The 17554-nt window shown below is 66.7% G+C and carries 20 protein-coding genes and 1 tRNA gene; 15 read left to right on the forward strand and 6 right to left on the reverse strand.

Annotated elements, in window-relative coordinates:
* Positions 1–21: 21 nt before the first annotated feature.
* On the reverse strand, positions 22–2373 hold the full coding sequence (locus ABZ420_RS35015) for an HsdR family type I site-specific deoxyribonuclease (RefSeq protein WP_357132210.1): 2352 nt from the start codon (positions 2371–2373) through the stop codon (positions 22–24).
* Positions 2374–2386: 13 nt separating this feature from the next.
* The gene (locus ABZ420_RS35020) at positions 2387–2917 is read right to left on the reverse strand and encodes a hypothetical protein (RefSeq protein ID WP_357132213.1); all 531 of its coding nucleotides are present in this window, start codon (positions 2915–2917) and stop codon (positions 2387–2389) included.
* 19 nt (positions 2918–2936) lie between these two features.
* Here ABZ420_RS35020 and ABZ420_RS35025 point away from each other — a divergent pair, with 19 nt between their 5' ends.
* Genes ABZ420_RS35025 through ABZ420_RS35075 form a run of 11 tightly spaced genes read left to right on the forward strand, consistent with a single transcriptional unit; the run spans position 2937 to position 9565 of the window.
* Complete coding sequence (locus ABZ420_RS35025; RefSeq protein WP_357132216.1) at positions 2937–3197, forward strand: hypothetical protein; 261 nt, start codon at positions 2937–2939, stop codon at positions 3195–3197.
* Positions 3197–3448: a hypothetical protein gene (locus tag ABZ420_RS35030; protein ID WP_357132218.1), complete on the forward strand. Its 252-nt coding sequence runs from the start codon at positions 3197–3199 to the stop codon at positions 3446–3448. Before ABZ420_RS35025 ends, ABZ420_RS35030 begins: the two co-directional genes overlap by 1 nt.
* Positions 3448–4083 (forward strand): DUF2637 domain-containing protein, encoded by a 636-nt coding sequence (locus ABZ420_RS35035; protein WP_357132221.1) that lies wholly within the window; start codon positions 3448–3450, stop codon positions 4081–4083. Before ABZ420_RS35030 ends, ABZ420_RS35035 begins: the two co-directional genes overlap by 1 nt.
* 28 nt (positions 4084–4111) lie before the next feature.
* Positions 4112–4390, forward strand: coding sequence for a hypothetical protein (locus ABZ420_RS35040; protein ID WP_357132224.1), 279 nt, complete (start codon positions 4112–4114; stop codon positions 4388–4390).
* A 1-nt stretch (position 4391) separates the two neighbouring features.
* Positions 4392–5717, forward strand: a complete 1326-nt coding sequence (locus ABZ420_RS35045) for an FtsK/SpoIIIE domain-containing protein (protein ID WP_357132227.1) — start codon at positions 4392–4394, stop codon at positions 5715–5717.
* Between the two features lie 11 nt (positions 5718–5728).
* Entirely contained in the window at positions 5729–5959 is a 231-nt protein-coding gene (locus ABZ420_RS35050; RefSeq protein WP_357132230.1) for a hypothetical protein, read from the forward strand.
* 3 nt (positions 5960–5962) lie between these two features.
* Positions 5963–6178, forward strand: a complete 216-nt coding sequence (locus ABZ420_RS35055; protein ID WP_357132233.1) for a hypothetical protein — start codon at positions 5963–5965, stop codon at positions 6176–6178.
* Positions 6175–6414: a hypothetical protein gene (locus ABZ420_RS35060; protein ID WP_357132236.1), complete on the forward strand. Its 240-nt coding sequence runs from the start codon at positions 6175–6177 to the stop codon at positions 6412–6414. The genes ABZ420_RS35055 and ABZ420_RS35060 overlap by 4 nt, the downstream gene beginning before the upstream one ends.
* Positions 6415–6416: 2 nt before the next feature.
* Positions 6417–8108: a replication initiator gene (locus tag ABZ420_RS35065; RefSeq protein ID WP_357132238.1), complete on the forward strand. Its 1692-nt coding sequence runs from the start codon at positions 6417–6419 to the stop codon at positions 8106–8108.
* Between the two features lie 45 nt (positions 8109–8153).
* Entirely contained in the window at positions 8154–8354 is a 201-nt protein-coding gene (locus ABZ420_RS35070; protein ID WP_084467095.1) for a hypothetical protein, read from the forward strand.
* Positions 8351–9565: a site-specific integrase gene (locus tag ABZ420_RS35075; RefSeq protein ID WP_357132241.1), complete on the forward strand. Its 1215-nt coding sequence runs from the start codon at positions 8351–8353 to the stop codon at positions 9563–9565. The genes ABZ420_RS35070 and ABZ420_RS35075 overlap by 4 nt, the downstream gene beginning before the upstream one ends.
* A 15-nt stretch (positions 9566–9580) precedes the next feature.
* Here the strand turns inward: ABZ420_RS35075 and ABZ420_RS35080 are convergent.
* The 4 genes from ABZ420_RS35080 to ABZ420_RS35095 form a co-directional block, all read right to left on the reverse strand.
* Positions 9581–9653, reverse strand: a tRNA-Arg gene (locus tag ABZ420_RS35080).
* 90 nt (positions 9654–9743) lie between these two features.
* The gene (locus tag ABZ420_RS35085; protein WP_357132244.1) at positions 9744–10535 is read right to left on the reverse strand and encodes a DUF1542 domain-containing protein; all 792 of its coding nucleotides are present in this window, start codon (positions 10533–10535) and stop codon (positions 9744–9746) included.
* Between the two features lie 74 nt (positions 10536–10609).
* Positions 10610–12076, reverse strand: a complete 1467-nt coding sequence (locus tag ABZ420_RS35090; RefSeq protein ID WP_357132247.1) for an NAD(P)/FAD-dependent oxidoreductase — start codon at positions 12074–12076, stop codon at positions 10610–10612.
* 159 nt (positions 12077–12235) lie between these two features.
* On the reverse strand, positions 12236–13378 hold the full coding sequence (locus tag ABZ420_RS35095) for an acyl-CoA dehydrogenase family protein (RefSeq protein ID WP_040871819.1): 1143 nt from the start codon (positions 13376–13378) through the stop codon (positions 12236–12238).
* A 242-nt stretch (positions 13379–13620) separates the two neighbouring features.
* Here ABZ420_RS35095 and ABZ420_RS35100 point away from each other — a divergent pair, with 242 nt between their 5' ends.
* From ABZ420_RS35100 to ABZ420_RS35115, 4 genes are all read left to right on the forward strand, one after another.
* Positions 13621–13806, forward strand: a complete 186-nt coding sequence (locus tag ABZ420_RS35100) for a hypothetical protein (protein ID WP_357132250.1) — start codon at positions 13621–13623, stop codon at positions 13804–13806.
* A 118-nt stretch (positions 13807–13924) separates the two neighbouring features.
* Complete coding sequence (locus ABZ420_RS35105) at positions 13925–14320, forward strand: metalloregulator ArsR/SmtB family transcription factor (RefSeq protein WP_357132253.1); 396 nt, start codon at positions 13925–13927, stop codon at positions 14318–14320.
* Positions 14317–15336, forward strand: coding sequence for a cation diffusion facilitator family transporter (locus tag ABZ420_RS35110; RefSeq protein ID WP_357132256.1), 1020 nt, complete (start codon positions 14317–14319; stop codon positions 15334–15336). The genes ABZ420_RS35105 and ABZ420_RS35110 overlap by 4 nt, the downstream gene beginning before the upstream one ends.
* Positions 15337–16172: 836 nt before the next feature.
* A partial coding sequence (locus ABZ420_RS35115; protein ID WP_357132259.1) for a long-chain fatty acid--CoA ligase occupies positions 16173–17554 on the forward strand: 1382 nt, incomplete at its 3' end.

Genomic DNA, 17554 nt, shown 5'->3' on the forward strand with positions numbered 1-17554 from the left:
TCGGTCGTATACGACCGACGTTTACGAGGAGGCACAGCAAACATCCTTACCAGCAGAACCATCGATCCTGCTAACTCGGTGTCCACTACCCGGGGCGAACCTCACTGGACCTGGGCCAGGGCCAGGGCCAGTTGCGGTGCGGTCTCGTGCAAAGTTGTCGTCCGGCGGAATACTTCCCCATGGGTCGTCCTCGCCTGTGGTATGCACCGCATGGTTACCGGCTGACCGTGTCGCCTGGTCGGTCCATGGCGCATCATGTGTCGATGATGTCTGACTGCGACTCAGCTCCTCGGGTGCAGGCATCCGCTGCTTGAACCGGTCGATGTGGTCGCGCTGCGCTGCCTCCGCAGTCCACGCACTCCACTCCGGCGGGTCTTTTTTGAGCTTCCCCTCTTCATCTTTCGTGACCCCGGGGGAAATAACTGGTACGAAGTCGATGACACGCAACAGCGGTAGAAACGGCAGGGCGGTGCGCAGGAATACGGCATCCGGGTGGTTCGTGGCCAGTTCTGGGTCGGCGCGTGCCTTGCGGGCAAACCGCTCCAGCTCGCTGACCAGTTCGTCGCGGGCGACGATGAGGGCGTCCCTGTAGCGGAGGGCGGCAAGTCGAGAGACCGCGACAACCTGGGCTTTGAAGCCGTTGGGCAGCACAGCTTCCACCCAGTGGCGCAGCATGTCTCGCGCCTTCTCGCCGATGTTGTCCTCGGCTTCTAGCGCCTCACGAGTGGTCAGCCAGCGCTGCTGCGCCTGCTGCCGGTCCTGCGGCGTGCCGCCGACCTCGTCCTCATAGGCGGTGTCTAGCACCACGCGGTCGACGACGTGCGCGTCAGCCATTCGCTGCTCGTAGCGGATCGGCACGGTAGCGCGGTCCTGCTCCGAGTCGGACAGCCGATACGTGTCGATGAAATCGCCGAAAATGCCAGTGGTGGTGTGGCTCTCCTTATCGGCGCGCATCAGCGGCGTGCCGGTGAATGCAACTCGTGCGGCATTCGGCACCATGCGGCGCAGCCGGGCGTGCTGCCAGCCGCGATGTGACCGGTGCGCCTCGTCGACCAGCAGGACGATATCGGCGCTTGGATTCTGCTCGCGGGCATTGACGCGAGATTGCAGCGGGTCGTCGGCCAGTTCCTCGGGCTCGCCTTCTATTGCAGCGAACTCGTCACGTTGCGCGTGCTGGATCATGACCGTGACGACGCCGGGGGTGTCGTCGGCAAGCTGCTCGCGAGCGTGCTGGACTCCGCGTGCCACGATTGGGGTCTCACCGGTCAGGGCCAGCGAGCGTTGCAACTGGTCGCGGAGATCAATGCGGTCGACGACCACGACCACTTTGTAGGTGGCAAGTTCGGGGGTGGCCCGCATCTTGCGGACCAGGAATGCCATGGTGAAGCTCTTGCCGGAGCCCTGCGTATGCCAGACGATGCCGCCGCGCTCGTCGTCGCGGCCGGTCTGCTGCCTAGTCCGGCCGCTCCGCAGGTTGCGGACCAGTCGGTGGACCGCCCGAAACTGCGGGTACCGGGCGACGACCTTTATTGTCCGGCCGTCGGCTTGATGGAAGACGGAGAAGTTGCGGACCATGTCCAGCAGGTGCGCGGGGCGCAGCACACCAGCGGTCAGGGTTTCCAGCTCGGTTCGTGGGGGGTGCCCGAGCTCGGCCTCGACCTGTTTCGCCGATACAGGTTCGGTGGTGCGCCAGTACGCGAAATGCTCTGGCTCTGAGGTGATGGTGCCCAAGCGGGCCTCGTCACCGTTGGTCGCCACGAGGAGTTGCACGAAGCGGAACAACGCCGGCACTGCCGTGTCCGCGCCCTCCCGCCGCTGCCCGGTACGAGCGCGCAAGTCGGCGATTGCCTCCGCTATCGCCGGCTCGCGGTCCGGTCCGGGTGCCGCGACCACGGCCAACGGGATACCGTTGACGAACAGCACCGCGTCGAACACCACCCGTCGCCCGCCCGGCCGGTCCACCCGGAAGTTCGTGATAACGCACAGGTCGTTGTTGGTCGGCTCGCCCCAGTCAATCAGACGTACCTTCTGCCGCCGTCCGCCAAGCCAATTCGGTAACCCGTCCACCTCGATGCCGCCAAGCAGTAGCTCGGTGACGGCCTGGTTGGCCTCGGTGAGGCTGGTACGTGCGGTGCCTCGAATCAGCGCCTCGAGGACCTGGTCGACCCGTTCGGCGTCCAGCCACGGCTGCTCGCCAGGGCCCGGATTGATGTGACGGAGCCGATCACGGAACCGGCCGGACAGAACCGCAGCAGAATAATCGGCTCGTCCGTCCAACGGCTCGGCGGCGTCGGGCTCACCGTCGAGGGGCACAGGCCAGCCCAGTGCTGACAGGTGATCGACGAACGTCCGCCCCAGCCGCTCGAAGCCCATGCGATATACCTCTTTATGCCCGAACCTGCCCCGTGAGCGCCCGACCGGGCACCACTCGCACCCTACCGGTCAAAAGATCTTCCATCAGCCCTCCCTTGAGGAGCTTGAGCTTATCCAAGAGAGCACGCTCGGACGCAATCTTCTTGTCGGCAGCTCCCACAGCGCGAACGACCTCGGCTTGTCCTTCGATGCGAGGGACAGGCAGCGTGATGCGCCGTACGTCCTCTTGGCTGATGTTCTTCATGCTGCCACTGGTGCCGGTGGCGCGTGCCTGAATCTGATTTCGAACCTCTTGCAGAGTAAGAGCGAATTCAACGAACTCAGGTACCGCAACTTCCTTATTGATATTCAGCCGTAGAGATTTGTCGGAAAGCAAGAGTCGCGGCCTTGGGTTGCGGGCGATGCAAGCGATACCAACCAAATCTACAGTGTTTGCACGTGACAGCAAAAGATCGCCGTGCGACACCTCCAGTGCCGGATTGATAAGTGACGGTTCGCGGATCACCTTATTTTCACTGCCGACGAAGCGCTTGTGGAAGGGCACCGTGATGGACCCGACCGGGATGGGTTCGAAGAATGCTTCGTTCGATGTGACGTTCGTGGCGGACGTTCAGCCGGTGCCGTCGGCGTCGCCGGTGTCGCAGGGCGTGACCCCGGTGGTGCTGGAGGGCTTGCAGATCAAGCCGAAGATCGCCGGTCAGGGTGAGTTCAAGTCGATCGGGTGGACGGTGCGCGCGACCGGTATCGCTGGTGATATCTCGGGTGCGAAGCAGGCTCCGGCTGATCCGGGTGCGGCTCGTCCGACCGGTAAGGCGGCGGCGTGATGTCGGACTATCAGATCGGCTCGCGTGTGAGCACGTCGGTGCTCGTTGAGCAATTGAGCGTGAAGTACCACCCGGCTTACGAGTTTCGCGGTGATCGGTATTCGGCGTCGGTGGACATCGGCTTCGGGATGGGCATCTCGGCGTCGGTGACGTTGAGCATCGCTGATGCGCGCGCGCTGGCCGAAGCCCTGCCGGGTGTTCTGGCCGAGCACGATGCCGTGCTGTCCGTGTCGGCGGATAAGGCGGCGTGATGAGTGCGGCGGATCAGCAGCAGTCGGGGTGGCGGCGTTGGGCTCGCTGGTCCGCCGCGGTCATCAGTATCGCGGTGGCGGCGGCAGCATTCCGGCTGTCGTTCACCACGCTTCGCGACTTGGGGGTGCTGGCACGGATTCCGGCTGATGATGCCTGGTTGTTCCCGTTGATCGTGGACGGCACGATCCTGTTGGCCACCGCTGGCGTGCTGGCCTCGGACGAGAAGTCCGATCGCCGGTTCTTCGTGTGGGTGCTCGGTATCGGCGCGGCGGTATCGGTGGCGGGCAACAGCATTCACGCGGTCGCTTCCGGTCACCCGCTACCGGGGTGGGCTGCGGCCCTCGTCGCGGCGGTGGCACCGATTTCCCTGCTGGCCGACACTCATGGGCTGGCTCTGTTGTTCCGCAGGGTGCACCGTGTCCCGGCTTCCGAGCCGGTGCCTGTGGTCGAGCCTGCCGCAGAGCGGGCGACAGCTGAGCCTGAGCCGCAACCGGTGTCGCTCCCTGAGCCGAAGCCTGAGCCGGTGCGGGTGGCTGAGCTTCATCCGGTGCCTTCTGCGCCGGTCCATATTCCTGTTCGTTCTTCGCGACCGCAGCAAACCATGCTGCCGATCGCTGTCCCTGTTGGGGGTTGAGATGACTGTTTCTGTTCCTGCTGTGGCGATGGGTGTTTCAGCGCTGGTGAGCGTGCTGGCCGGTGTCGGGGTGCTGGTGGACCAGACGTCGGATACTCCGGCCCCACTGGTCCCGGCTGCTGCGTCCTCCCCGGTAGCGACCACCACCGAGAATCCGGCTCCGGCTTCTCCCGGGTGCGTGATGTTCTGCGAGGACGCCGGTCTCGGCCGGTCCGAGGTCCAGAAGGCTCCGGTGTCGTCCCCGGCTCCGGAGGGGTGCCGCTTGTTCTGCGAGTTGGAGCGCGGCCCGCAAGGTTGGGGGTTCTGAAATGAGTATCGCGGGAACGGTGATGCTCGCCAGCGGTCTGTGCACGGGCGCGTCGACGCTGTGGTGGCTGCGGTCACTCGCCGCGCGCGGTGGGGAGATGCAACCGGCTCGTGCTGCCGGTGAGGTCACTGCGGCTGCTCCGGTCGAGTTGCGCACGGCGGTGTCGGTGGTGACCGACTCGGGGCAACTGGCGTTGATGTGGCCGGCACTCAAGCTGGGCTCGATGCAGACCGGCTACCCGAATGTCCTGTCGGCGACTTACACCGAGTTCGGCATGTCGGTGGATGTGCAGATGCTCGGCGGGCAGTCGCTCAAGGATTGGAACATCGACAACATCCGTGCCGCGTTGGCTGCCTACTTCGGTGTCCCGTCGGTGACGGTGGTCGCCACTGATCCGGGATTCGTGCGTCTGGATCTGCGGGTTTATGACACCCTCGCGGACACTGTGCCGCTGCCGGGCTTGCCGTCGGTGATGGATGTGGATCTGGAAGCGGTCCCGGTCGGGGTGACCGAGGACTTCGACACGTGGCGGCTGCGGGTGCTGTATGCGCACATCCTGCTGGCCGGTGCGACCGGGTCGGGGAAGGGCTCGGTGTTGTGGTCGATCATCGTCGCGCTCGGTCCCGCGATCAAAGCCGGGTTGGTGGATCTGTATCTGGCTGACCCGAAGGGCGGCGCGGAGTTCGGCAAGGGCGAGAACCGGTTGTTCGTGCGCTTCGCCACCGACAACACCACCATCCTCGCGATGCTCAACGAGGCCGTCGAGCTGATGCGCGAACGCCTGGCGCGGATGCGGGCGGCGGGTCTGCGCAAGATCGTCCCGTCCACCGATGAGCCGCTGATCCTGATCATCATCGATGAGGCTGCGTCCCTGTCGTCGTACGCCACCCGGGAGGAACAGCAGGAGTTCCGCCGCCTGACGGGGCTTCTGCTGTCGCAGGGGCGTGCGGCGGCGGTGTCGGTGATCGCGGCGTTGCAGGACCCGTCGAAGGAGACGATGCCCAACCGGCAACTGTTCCCCGTCCGCGTCGGCCTGCGCCTGGACGAACCCACCCAGACTGGCATGGTCCACGGTCAAGGCGCACGCGATCGCGGGGCACGCTGCGACGAGATCTCCGACGAGACACCGGGTGTCGGCTACGTCGGTGAAGACGGCTCGAGCGAGTTCGTGCGGGTGCGGGCGTACTTCGTCTCCGATGACGACATCGACGCGATCGTGGATGCGTACTCGCCTGCACCGGAAATCACCGGTCCCGCTGAGGACTACTCCGGCTTCGACCCGGATGACCTCGGCGACGAGTCCGAAGACGGGCCGGTGGCGGCATGAAACGAGGGTTCGTGACCGAGGTCCATGTCCTCATCTACTGCGACTGCTGCGGGGAGCTCTACACCGAGGAAACCGAGCACGCCTACGCCGACGCCGAAGGCATCTGCTTCGACTCGGTCAATCAAGCCGTGGAGTACCTCAACGCCCGCTCGGCGGCGGTGGGCTGGTTCTACGACGGTGACCGCGTCTGGTGCGACGCCTGCCGCGCCATCGACATCCACGACAACGACGATAGGGACTGAATCATGAAGCGCACCAACAACACTCGCAAGACCGTTGCCGCTGATGTTCCGTACCGGGACAACGTGATCGACCTCGCGTCTCGTCGTCGCGGGCTGCTGGAACGCCGGGGCGCGGACCCGCTCGAGATCGCCGTTCACCTGTGCGCGGCAACCGGTGAGATGCCCTCCTGGGAGTCGTGGGGGCAGGACTTCGACGATGACGGCGGGTGGGCGGCATGACCGTTCGCAAGACGGTGCAGTGGGGCGTGCTGATCGGTGAGACGGTCCGCCCTCTACCGAAGGCTCTGAACGTCTCGCAGGCCTATCTGATGGCCGACAAGCCCAGCTACCGGCCCCGTGAGGGCGGCAACCCGGTGATCGTCTATCGCGACCACGACGGCGCGATGTGGCGACGCTACAACGCCGACACACCCGTCCCGACCCAGCTCGCGTTGTTCGACCGAGAGGCATCCTGACCATGACCACGCCCATCAACCTCGACAACGACAACGACAACGACAAGGGCGACGAAACTGCCTCGACTCGCCAGACTGCGGCCGAGCGGCGCGCGCTCCCGAACTTCACCGATGTCGCCATAGCCACGGCGGAGAAGTTCGGGGTCTGCGTGCGGCCGGTGACGATGCGGTCGTTCGACCCGAGAACCGGCAAGGTCGAATACGTCGCGTCGCCGTGCAAGTCGACAGTCGCCTCGGTGTGCAAGCCGTGCGCGGACAAGGCCCGGTGGCTGCGGATGACGCAATGCCGGGAAGGCTGGCACGCCGAAGTCGAACCGGTCGAAGAGACCCGCGACCCTTCCGACACGCAAACCGAATTGCTCACCACCCGCGCCGATCTCGCCCAGCAGTACCACCAAGCCCGCGACGACGGGGATGACGAGATGGCTGATGCCATCGGTGACCTGGTGGGCAGCCTGGACCGCGACCTTCGCGACTCCGGGTTCCGTGGCCCCATCCCACCGCTGGACCCGACCGAGCGTAAGCGGCGTTCCCGCTCGACCAAGCGGCGTCAGGACGTGCCGAACCTGCCCCGCAAGAAGGTCGAGCGGCACACGATCGGGCGGGTGATCGGCGGGTACCGGTCCTCGATGATGGTCACGCTCACCATGCCGTCCTACGGTGCGATCAACCCCGACGGCGCGGTGGATTCCGAGGGCAAGCCGTGCTCGGACGGCTCACCCCGCAACCCGGACACCTACGACTACGCTCGCGCGGCGCGGGACATCGTGTTCTTCTCCAAGCTGGTCGATCGCTGGATTCAGAACCTGCGCCGCTGCGTCGGCTACGACGTGCAGTACTTCGCCACCGTGGAACCGCAGAAGCGGGGCGCTCCGCACCTGCATTTGCTGCTGCGTGGCGTGATCTCCCGCGAGATTCTGCGGATGGTCACCGCGGCGACCTACCACCAGGTGTGGTGGCCGCACTTCGACCCCGACAACGAGGTGTACTCCGGGGAGAAGATGCCGGTCTGGGACTACCGGGCCATGACCTTCGTGGATCCCGACAGCGGGCAGGCGTTGACCGGCTGGGATGACGCCCTCGACGTCCTGGACGCGGTGGATGATCTGGAACCGGCCTACACGGTGCGGTTCGGCGAACGCATGGACCCCGGCCACATGAAGGGCTACATCCCCGGCGACAAGGCCGACCGGGCCATCGGGTACGTGACGAAGTACCTCACCAAGTCCATCAGCGAAGTCCTGGAAACCGAGTCCACGCGGACCGCGATCCACTACGACCGGTTGCATGCGGAGTTGCAGCACACGCCGTGCTCGCCGCGCTGTGCGGTGTGGCTGCGCTACGGCATCGTCCCGCAGGGCGCCAGTGACAAGACGATTCCCGGCAAGTGCAAGGGCAAGGCGCACCGGCGGGACACTCTCGGCCTGCCCGGTCGGCGGGTCCTCGTCTCGCGTCGCTGGAGCGGGAAGACGCTGCCGGATCACAAGGCCGATCGGGCGGAGTTCGTTCGGCAACTGCTGGCCTCGGTCGGCATCCACAAACCCGACACCTCGCACCTGATCATCCGGCCGGTCGAACCCGGCGACCAATCGGCACCGCCTCGGGATCACCTGATCCTGGCTGCGATCGCCCAACGCACGAAATGGCGCGCGGAGTACACCAACGCCCTGATCGCCGCAGGAACAGCGGCATAGCAGAACATTCGGCAATTCAGCAAGCAGCACAGGAGGGGAGCCGTGGTGGAGAACGAAGAGTATTTGCGGGCCAAGGATTGCGAGGTCCTGACTGGTATCCCGGCGGCCACGTGGCGTTGGTGGGCGCATGTTGGTCGCGGCCCTGCCAGCTTCAAGCTCGGTGCACGCCGCCGTGTCTGGCGTAAGTCGGTCGTCCTGGCCTGGATCGAAGAGCAGGAAGCGGCGACATTGCGTGATGCAGCATGAGTAAGGTTCGTCGGAATCGTCGTGCGGGTGTCGAAGACTTGTGGACCAAGGATGAACGGCAGCCGGACGGCACAGTTCTGCGTGTTCCTTCCAAGCTGAATGGAAAGGGAAAACGTTGGCGTGCACGGTATGTCGACGGCAGGGGCGACGAGCACACCAAGCGATTTGCTCGTAAGACGGATGCCCAGGCGTGGCTGGATGGGCAGACGGCGGCGGTGGTTTCCGGTGTTCATGCGCCACCTTCGGCGGGTCGGGTGACCGTTGATGTTGTGGCTCGGGCGTGGTTGGCGAGCCATCCGTCATGGGAGAAGTCGACGCTTTCGCGGTACAAGTCCGTGGTGGAGCGGCACATTCTGCCTCGCTGGGGGAATGTCCGGCTCGCTGATCTGGCGCACGACGACATTCAAGAATGGGTCACTGACCAGGTGGACAACGGTGCTGCGGGTGGCACCGTCCGGAAGAATCTCGGCGTGTTCTCGCAGATATGCGACCATGCGGTGATTACGCGGCGTATCGCTGTGAATCCTTGCGGCACTGTGGATCGCCCCAAGCAGCGACTTGCCAAGCGCCGGTATCTGTCGGGCGTGGAGGTCGAACGGTTGGCCGAAAACGCTGGCGGTGATTGGCTGACGGTGATGGTGCTTGCCTACTGCGGCCTGCGATTCGCTGAACTGGCAGGCTTACAGGTGTCGGCAGTGTCGTTGCGACGTCGCCGCTTGCAGATTGAGCGCACCATTACCGAGGTCGACGGGGTGCTCGTGACGAAGGCACCAAAGGACCATCAGCGGCGGAGCGTGCCATTCCCGGCATTCCTGGCCGAACCGCTGAAACAGCATCTGGCTGGTCGTCGCCCTGACGCTGAGGTCTTCACCTCCCGGCGCGGTGCCGTGCTTCGGGTCCGCAATATGCGGCGCTCCTGGTGGGACAGGGCAGCGAAGGCGGCCGGGTTGGATGGGCTGACCCCTCACGAGTTGCGGCACACAGCGGCTTCGCTCGCGGTATCGCAGGGTGCGTCGGTGCTCGCGCTGCAAAGGATGCTGGGTCACGACAAGCCGAGTACCACGCTGGACTACTACGCCGACTTGTTCGATGACGATCTGGACGACGTAGCTGCCCGGCTCGATGCCGCGCGTACGGATTTCGCCACTGCGTACTCACTGCGTACCCGACCGAGTTACTCGGTCAGCGACGCGGGCAGGGATACGGCTTGACCTGCGTCGATGCTGTGCCCTCGGCAGGATTCGAACCTGCGACACCCGCTTTAGGAGAGCGGTGCTCTATCCCCTGAGCTACGAAGGCGTGGGTGGGCTGGGCCCGCCCGGGACGTTCGCAGTCTACCGGGTGAGAGGCTCAGAAGCCGCATCACTGTCGTGGGGATATCGCGAGCGATCAGAAGCCGCCGCCGTCGAAGCCGCCGCCATCGAAGCCTCCGCCGCCATCGAAGCCTCCGCCGTAGTCGCCACCCGAGTCGTACCCCCCGTCGTAGTCGCCACCGGCGTCATAGTCCCCGTTCGCGGCCATCCCGTCTTGGAAACCTTCGCCGTAGCCGCTCTCGAAACCGGACGCTCCGTAGCCCACTCCGGACATTCCGGCGAACAGGGATGTGAACAGGAGGGTCGAGCCGAGGCCCCACGCGCCGGCGATCAACGCGGGTTTCCACCAGGGCTCGGAGTACCACCCCGCGGGTACCGGCCGCCCGGCCACTCGGCCACCGGGGTAGTAGTTGGGTGTCGATGGCGAGGGAGTGGGGGCGGCCGCGATCTGCCTGCCTTCGTATTCGACTACGCGCTTCTCCGTGACCTGGCCGGCGGTGTTCTGGCCGTCGAGGGCGGGGATCGCGGGGCCTGGGTCCATGTTCATCGCGGTCCGCGCGGCCCTGATGTAGTAGAGCCCTTCCAGAGCGGTCTGCTTCGCCAGTCGTGCCTGCGTGGGAGTGCGGGCCTGGTCGAGTTGTGCGCCTGCCGCGAGATGCCGTTCGGAGGCGTCGGCGAGTGCCCGAACGGCGGCGTCGTTGCCGCCGGAGAGGCTGTAGACCTGGCCGCCCAGTCGTTCGTTCACTTGCCGGGCCTCGGCGAGAGCGTCGGCGAGTTCGGTGGCTCCGCGTTGTTTGCCCTGCTGTGTCTGCCATGCCAGTAAGGCGATCAGAATTACGAGCACTGCAACGATCAGCAGCCACAACATGGGCACCTCTTCCGCCGGACCCCGGACCAGATCAGTTTACTGACGGATTGCTGAGGTCTGGATGAATGTGCAGGTCAGCGCGCTGCCGCTTGCGCCTCGTCGTAGTCGGCGGGGTCGAAAGTGCGGGTCTTCCAGCGGTAGAGGACGGTGGCGCCGGGCCAGTTGTTGGTGATTCGGCCGGAGGCGTTGCGGTACCAGCTGGAGCAGAAGTTCCAGGGGGTGTCCTTCAGGCGGCGCTGTAGCCAGTCGTCCCAGTGCTGGTCGGCGGTGGGGCGGGCGGCGAGGTAGCGGCCGGGGCGGTCGGTGAGGTAGCGCACGACCTGGCGGATGTAGCGGGCTTGGGATTCGAGCATGTAGATGATGGAGCCCGCGCCGACGTTGGTGTTCGGGCCGTACATCAGGAACAGGTTCGGGAACTGCGGCACGGACAGGCCGAGGTAGGCGCGGGCACCTTCGTCGCCCCAGACGTCGGCCAGTTTGCGGCCGCCGAGGCCGTAGATGTTCATCGGCGCGAGGAATTCGGTGCCCTTGAAGCCGGTGCCGAAGATGATGACGTCCACTTCGTGCTCGACGCCGTCGGCGGTGCGGACTCCGGTCGGCGTGATCGACTCGATGGCGGTGGTCTCGACGGTGACGTTCGGCTGCGCGAGCGCCGGGAAATATTCGTTGGAGAACAGTCCGCGCTTGCATCCCGCCGCGTAGTCGGGCGTCAGTTTCGCGCGCAGTTCGGCGTCGGGAACCTGCTTTTCGCGGTGGCGGTCGGCCAGAGCGATCACGGGGGTCTTGATCGCCGGGATGTCGGTGAGTCCGAGGGCGAGCAGTTCGAAGACGGACCAGATGGCGAAGCGCTCGGCGAGGCGGCTGGGTGGGAAGTACTTGAACAGCGCGTGGTGCAGGGCGCTGTACTCGACGTCGGCTTTCGGCAGCACCCAGGCCGCCGAGCGCTGGAACAGCGTGAGGTGGGCGGCGTCCGGCTGAATGCGCGGGATGTACTGGATCGCGCTGGCTCCGGTGCCGATGCAGGCGATGCGCTTGCCGGTCAGGTCGACGTCGTGGTCCCACTCGGCGGAGTGGAAGGCGGCGCCGGTGAAGGTGTCGATGCCGGGAATGTTCGGCAGGGCGGGACGCGACAGCTGGCCGACCGCAGGGATGAGGATGTCGGCGGTCAGTTGCGCTCCGTCGGCCGTGCGGACGGTCCACCGGCCGGTGCGCTCGTCGAACTCGGCGTCGGTCACCTCGGTGCCGAAGCGGATGAAGCGCCGCAGGCCGTGCTTGTCGGCGACGCCCCGCATGTACGCGTGGATGTCGCGCTGTTCGGAGAAACGCCGTGGCCAATCGGATTTCGGCTCGTAGGACCAGGAGTACAGCGGGGAGGGCACGTCGCAGGCGGCGCCGGGGTAGGTGTTCTCCCGCCAGACGCCGCCGAGGTCGGTGGCGCGCTCCAGGATGGTGAAAGTGTCCAACCCGGCCCGCCGCAGCTCCAGTGCCATGCCGAGCCCGCCGAATCCGGCTCCGATGATGATGATGGACGGCGTCGTCATGTTTCGAGGGTACGAAACAGTATTCGCAGGTCCGAAGACATCCGCGGTCAATCAATCGGCATTTTCGGACACGCGTGATCGCGGTGCGGCGGTTGCCCAGCCCGCGCGAAACATGGACCGCTCGATCGTGCGCGATCTATTCGCGTAGAAGCCCCGGCATCAGTTGCCCGCGAGTTGGCGTGCGATGACCAAACGCTGAATCTGGTTGGTGCCCTCGAAGATCTGCATCACCTTGGCCTCGCGCATGTAGCGCTCGACGGGGAAGTCCTGGGTGTAGCCGTAACCGCCGAAGACCTGGACCGCGTCGGTGGTGACCTTCATGGCGGCGTCGGTGGCGACGAGTTTGGCCACGCTGGCCTGGCGCGAGTACGGCAGCCCCGCGTCCCGGCGGCGGGCGGCGTCGAGGTAGGTGGCGCGGGCGGAGTCCACCGCGGCGGCCATGTCGGCGAGTACGAAGCCGAGCCCCTGGTGGTCGATGATGTGGCGGCCGAACGCCTCGCGCTCCTTGGCGTACGCGACGGCCTCGTCGAGGGCGCGCTGCGCCAGGCCGGTGGCGACGGCGGCGATCCCGAGGCGGCCGGAGTCCAAGGCGCTGAAGGCGATGGAGAGGCCCTGGCCCTCCGCGCCGACGCGACGTTCGGCGGGCAGGAACGCGTCGTCGTAGGCGGCGGTGGTGGTGGGCACGGCGCGCAAGCCCATCTTCTCCTCGGGTTTGCCGAAACTCAGTCCCTCGGTGTCGCCGGGGACGAGGAAGCAGGAGATGCCGCGGGAGCCTTCGCCGGTGCGGGCGAACAGGGTGTAGAAGTCGGCGCGGCCACCGTTGGTGATCCATGCTTTGGCGCCGGTGATCCGGTAGCCGCCCTCGACCGGGGTGGCGCGGCAGCGCAGCGCGGCCGCGTCGGAACCGGCGTGCGGCTCGGACAGGCTGTAGGCGCCGATGGTCTCGCCGGAAAGCATGCCGGCAAGCCAGCGCTGCTTCTGCTCCTCGGTGCCGAACGCGAACAGCGGATGGCAGCTGAGACTGTGCACGCTGACGGCGACGGCGACCGCGGCCCAGCGGGCGGCGAGTTCCTCGAGCACCTGGAGGTACACCTCGTAGGGTTGCGCGCCGCCGCCGTATTCCTCCGGATACGGCAGGCTGAGCAGTCCGGCGGCGCCGAGCGCGGGGAAAACGCCATCAGGGAAGATCCCGGTCTTCTCGCACTCGGCCACGCGCGGCTCGAGCACCTTGTCGGCGATGTCGCGGGTCAGTTCCAGCAGGTCCCTGGCTTCGGGGGTGGGCAGCATTCGGTCCACTGGCATGTCGTCTACTCCGCGGTCGCTCGATTCTCGTGATTCACAGTAACCGGGCGTCGGCGGGGATCGGTCCGCTCGTCCGGGGGCGGTGATCGGCGACTGTCGTCGCGGGTGGATGAACCGGTGGGCGCGGGCGGAGATCACGGTACGGACAGGATTCGCGCGAGTACGCCCGGTTCGGTGCAGAATGTCCGGATCGCCGGTGGCGCAGCCGGTGCGGCCGAGGTGCCGGGACGCGCACGCGGCCCGTGCTGCACGTGCAGCTGTGCGCGCAGGTGCGCGTGAAGCTTTCGGCCGCCGCCGGATCGTTTGTGCTGGTCATCGCCGTTTCATCGGGCGTGGTCCGAAATGGAGTGCGCGGCTGCGCGATTGGTTCGTCTCATTCGGGTGATATCCCTTCGATCGTCTGGCGCAGTGACGCCACACTCGACTAAGACAGAAAGCTGTTGGGATTCGGGGTCGACCGGTGCGTCGGCGGCAACGCAGGGGGTGCCGCCGCCGCATCGGCCCGGAGACCTGGTTCCACGCCGCAATCCGTTCTAATATCTGCGTATGAATGCAGATAGCCAGGAATGGCGGCCGCGTCTCGCCGAGGATCAGGTCGGACTGGTTGTCGAGGTGTTCCGCATGCTCGCCGATCCGACGCGTGTGCAGGTGCTCTGGGCGCTGGTGGATCGCGAACTGTCGGTGAACGATCTGGCCGCGCGAGTCGGCAAGCCGGCGCCTTCGGTGTCGCAGCATCTGGCCAAGCTGCGGATGGCGCGGTTGGTGAGCACCCGCCGATCGGGGACGACGATCTTCTACCGGCTGGAGAACGAGCACGTCCGGCAGTTGGTGGTGGACGCGGTGTGCAACGCCGAGCATGCGGGGCCCGGTGTTCCCGCGCACCATCGCGGCGTGGGCGCGGTGCGCGACCTCCCCGGCCGGGACGAGGTGAGCGCGTCATGACCCATCGGCATCAGCATCATCACCCCCATGCCGGGCATCATCACCATCATCGGTCGAGCGCGATCGGCGCGTTGCGGGAAGTCTTCGTCCCGCACAGCCACGACGCGGCCGACAGCATCGATGACGCGCTGGTGGCGAGCGCGGTCGGCATCCGGGCGGTCGCGATCAGCCTGGTCGTGCTCGGGTGCACCGCGGTGCTGCAACTGGTGATCGTCGTCGCGTCCGGCTCGGTGGCGCTGGCCGCGGACACCGTGCACAACTTCTCCGACGCGCTGACCGCGGTTCCGCTGTGGATCGCGTTCGCCCTCGGCCGCAAGGCCGCGACCAGGCGCTACACCTACGGCTTCGGCCGGGCCGAGGATCTGGCCGGGCTCTTCGTCGTCGCGATGATCGCGCTGTCCGCGCTGATCGCCGGCTACGAGGCGGTGCGCAGGCTGCTCGATCCGGTACCGCTAGACCACTTGGGCTGGGTCGCCGCGGCCGGGTTGATCGGATTCCTCGGCAACGAGACGGTGGCGCTGTACCGGATCCGGGTGGGGCGGCGAATCGGCTCGGCGGCACTGGTCGCCGACGGTCTGCACGCGCGCACCGACGGGTTCACCTCGCTGGCGGTCCTGCTCGGGGCGGGGGGAGTGGCGCTGGGGTTCCCGCTCGCCGACCCGATCGTCGGGCTGCTCATCACCGTCGCGATTCTCGCGGTGCTGCGGACCGCGGCGCGCGACGTCCTGCGCCGGTTGATGGACGCCGTCGAGCCCGAGTTGGTCACCGCGGCCGAGCGGGCGTTGTCCGCGGAGCCGGGCGTGCAGGGTGTGCGCAGCCTGCGGATGCGATGGATCGGCCATCGGCTGCACGCCGACGTCGAACTGGACGTCGCCCCGACGATCACGCTCGCGGACGCCCATCACGTCGCGCACGAGGCCCAGCACACCCTCACCCACGTGGTGCCCAAGCTGGATACGGCTGTGGTGCACGCCTATCCGGCGCATACCGAGGTCGCGCTGCCGGGCACAGCGTGAAGCCGGGCAGTCGCCATCGGGGTCGCGGTGCCGGTTGCGGCAGGGGGCCGGGCATCCGCTACCGAAGTCGCGGTCCCCGGAGGTTGGAGCCGAGTATGTGCCCACCGAGGTCGAAGCGCTGAGCTGACCAGCGGAAACTGACGGCGCGCGCCATCGGATAGAGGCCCGTGGGATTGCCCCGGCGGCCTCGCCCGAGGCCGCCTACCGTTGGGTAGCATCGCCGGTGTGATGTGGCTCATGGTCGGTGCGTGCTGAACCATGCCGCCGCGTGTACCGACTTTCGCTGAGCTTCCCGACCTGGTCTTACGCAGCCGCACCCCGGAAGATCCCGACGCCGCCGTGATCGGCGTGGCGGCGGGCTTCGCCGACCGCTTTCCGGACCGGGCGCTGAGCTGGGCGCGCTCCGATGTGCCTGCCGGCGCACCACGCCGTTCGGTATCGACTCCGAGTCCGAAGCCGTCACGGTATTCGTCGTGTACCTGCTCATCGAACATGGTCAGCTTGGAACCACAGGTACCGATCGGCCCGCCACATTCCCGGATCCGTTTGTTACCAAGCGGGATTCAGGATGACGGACAGGTGCTCGCGCGTCGGCCCGGCGTGGTGACGCGGCCGGAAATCCTCGCTACAGCGCCGGCCCCGCGATCCCGGATCGAACCGGACCAGTGGTCGCGGGTGGATCGTGTCTTCGGCCGCGGCCCGCTGCTCGTCGGCCGGGTGTTCGGCCTGCTCCGCCCCGATGCCCGCCCGCCTCGGCAGGACAGGCGATATGGCGCTGTCGTGTGTGATCGACTTGGCTTTCTGACGGGAAGTCACCGAAGAAAAGAGGAGTTCCGATGTTGAGCACCATGCAGGACGAGCCGTTGTCGCTGGCCACGTTGCTGCGCTACGCATCGACGTTCGCCGGCGATTCCACCGTGTCCACCTGGACCGGTACCGGCGTGCGCACCATGACCTACCGTGAGGTCGGCGCCGAATCGGCGCGGTTGGCGAATGCGCTGCGCTCGTTGGGCATCGGGGTCGGCGATCGGGTCGGCACGTTCATGTGGAACAACAACGAGCACTTGGTCGCCTACATCGCGGTGCCCGCGATGGGCGCGGTGCTGCACGCCTTGAACATCCGGTTGTTCCCCGACCAGGTCGTCTACGTGGCCAATCACGCCGAGGACCAGGTCGTGCTGGTGGACGGCACGCTGGTGCCGCTGTTCAGCCAGATCCTGCCGCACCTGACGACAGTGCGCCACGTCGTCGTGGTCAACGGTGACGCGGCGACGCTCACCGCGCCCGAGGGCGTGCAGGTGCACTCCTACCCCGAGTTGCTCGGCGCGCAGCCGGACACCTACGACTTCCCGGTGATCGACGAGCGTTCCGCCGCGGCGATGTGCTACACCTCCGGCACCACGGGCGACCCCAAGGGCGTGGTGTACTCGCACCGCTCGAACTGGCTGCACGCCATGCAGGTCGGCGCGAACAACGGGATGGGCCTGTTCGAAACCGACACCATCCTGGCGATCGTCCCGCTGTTCCACGCGAACGCCTGGGGTCTGCCGTACGCGGCGCTGATGTCTGGGTCGAATCTGTTGATGCCGGACCGGTTCCTGCAGCCGGGCCCGTTGCTGGAGATGATGGCCGCGCAGAAGCCGTCGTTCGCCGCCGCGGTGCCGACGATCTGGGGTGGGGTGCTGGCGGCGCTGGCGGCGAATCCGCAGGACATCACGCACCTGCGCTCGGTGGTGGTGGGCGGCTCGGCGGTGCCGCCGTCGATGATGCGCACCTTCGAGGAGAAGCACGGCGTGCGGGTGCTGCACGCGTGGGGCATGACCGAGACCTCGCCGCTGGGCAGCGTCGCGCATCCGCCCGCGACCGCGGTCACCGACGAGGAGAAGTGGGCCTACCGGGTGACCCAGGGCCGCTTCCCGGCCGGTGTGCGCGCGCGTCTGGTCGGTGACGACGGCGTGGTGCCCAACGACGGTGTGTCGCTGGGCGAGCTGGAAGTGCGCGGGCCCTGGATCACCGGCTCGTACTATTCGCCGGACGGCGTGGTAGTCGATCCGGAGAAGTTCGACGAGGGCTGGCTGCGCACCGGCGATGTCGGCAAGATCAGCCCCGACGGCTACCTCACACTGGTGGACCGATCCAAGGACGTGATCAAGTCCGGTGGCGAGTGGATCTCGTCGGTGGATCTGGAGAACGCCGTGATCGGCCATCCCGCGGTGGC

Source organism: Nocardia sp. NPDC005745, from assembly GCF_040630775.1.
Classification (GTDB): Bacteria; Actinomycetota; Actinomycetes; order Mycobacteriales; family Mycobacteriaceae; genus Nocardia.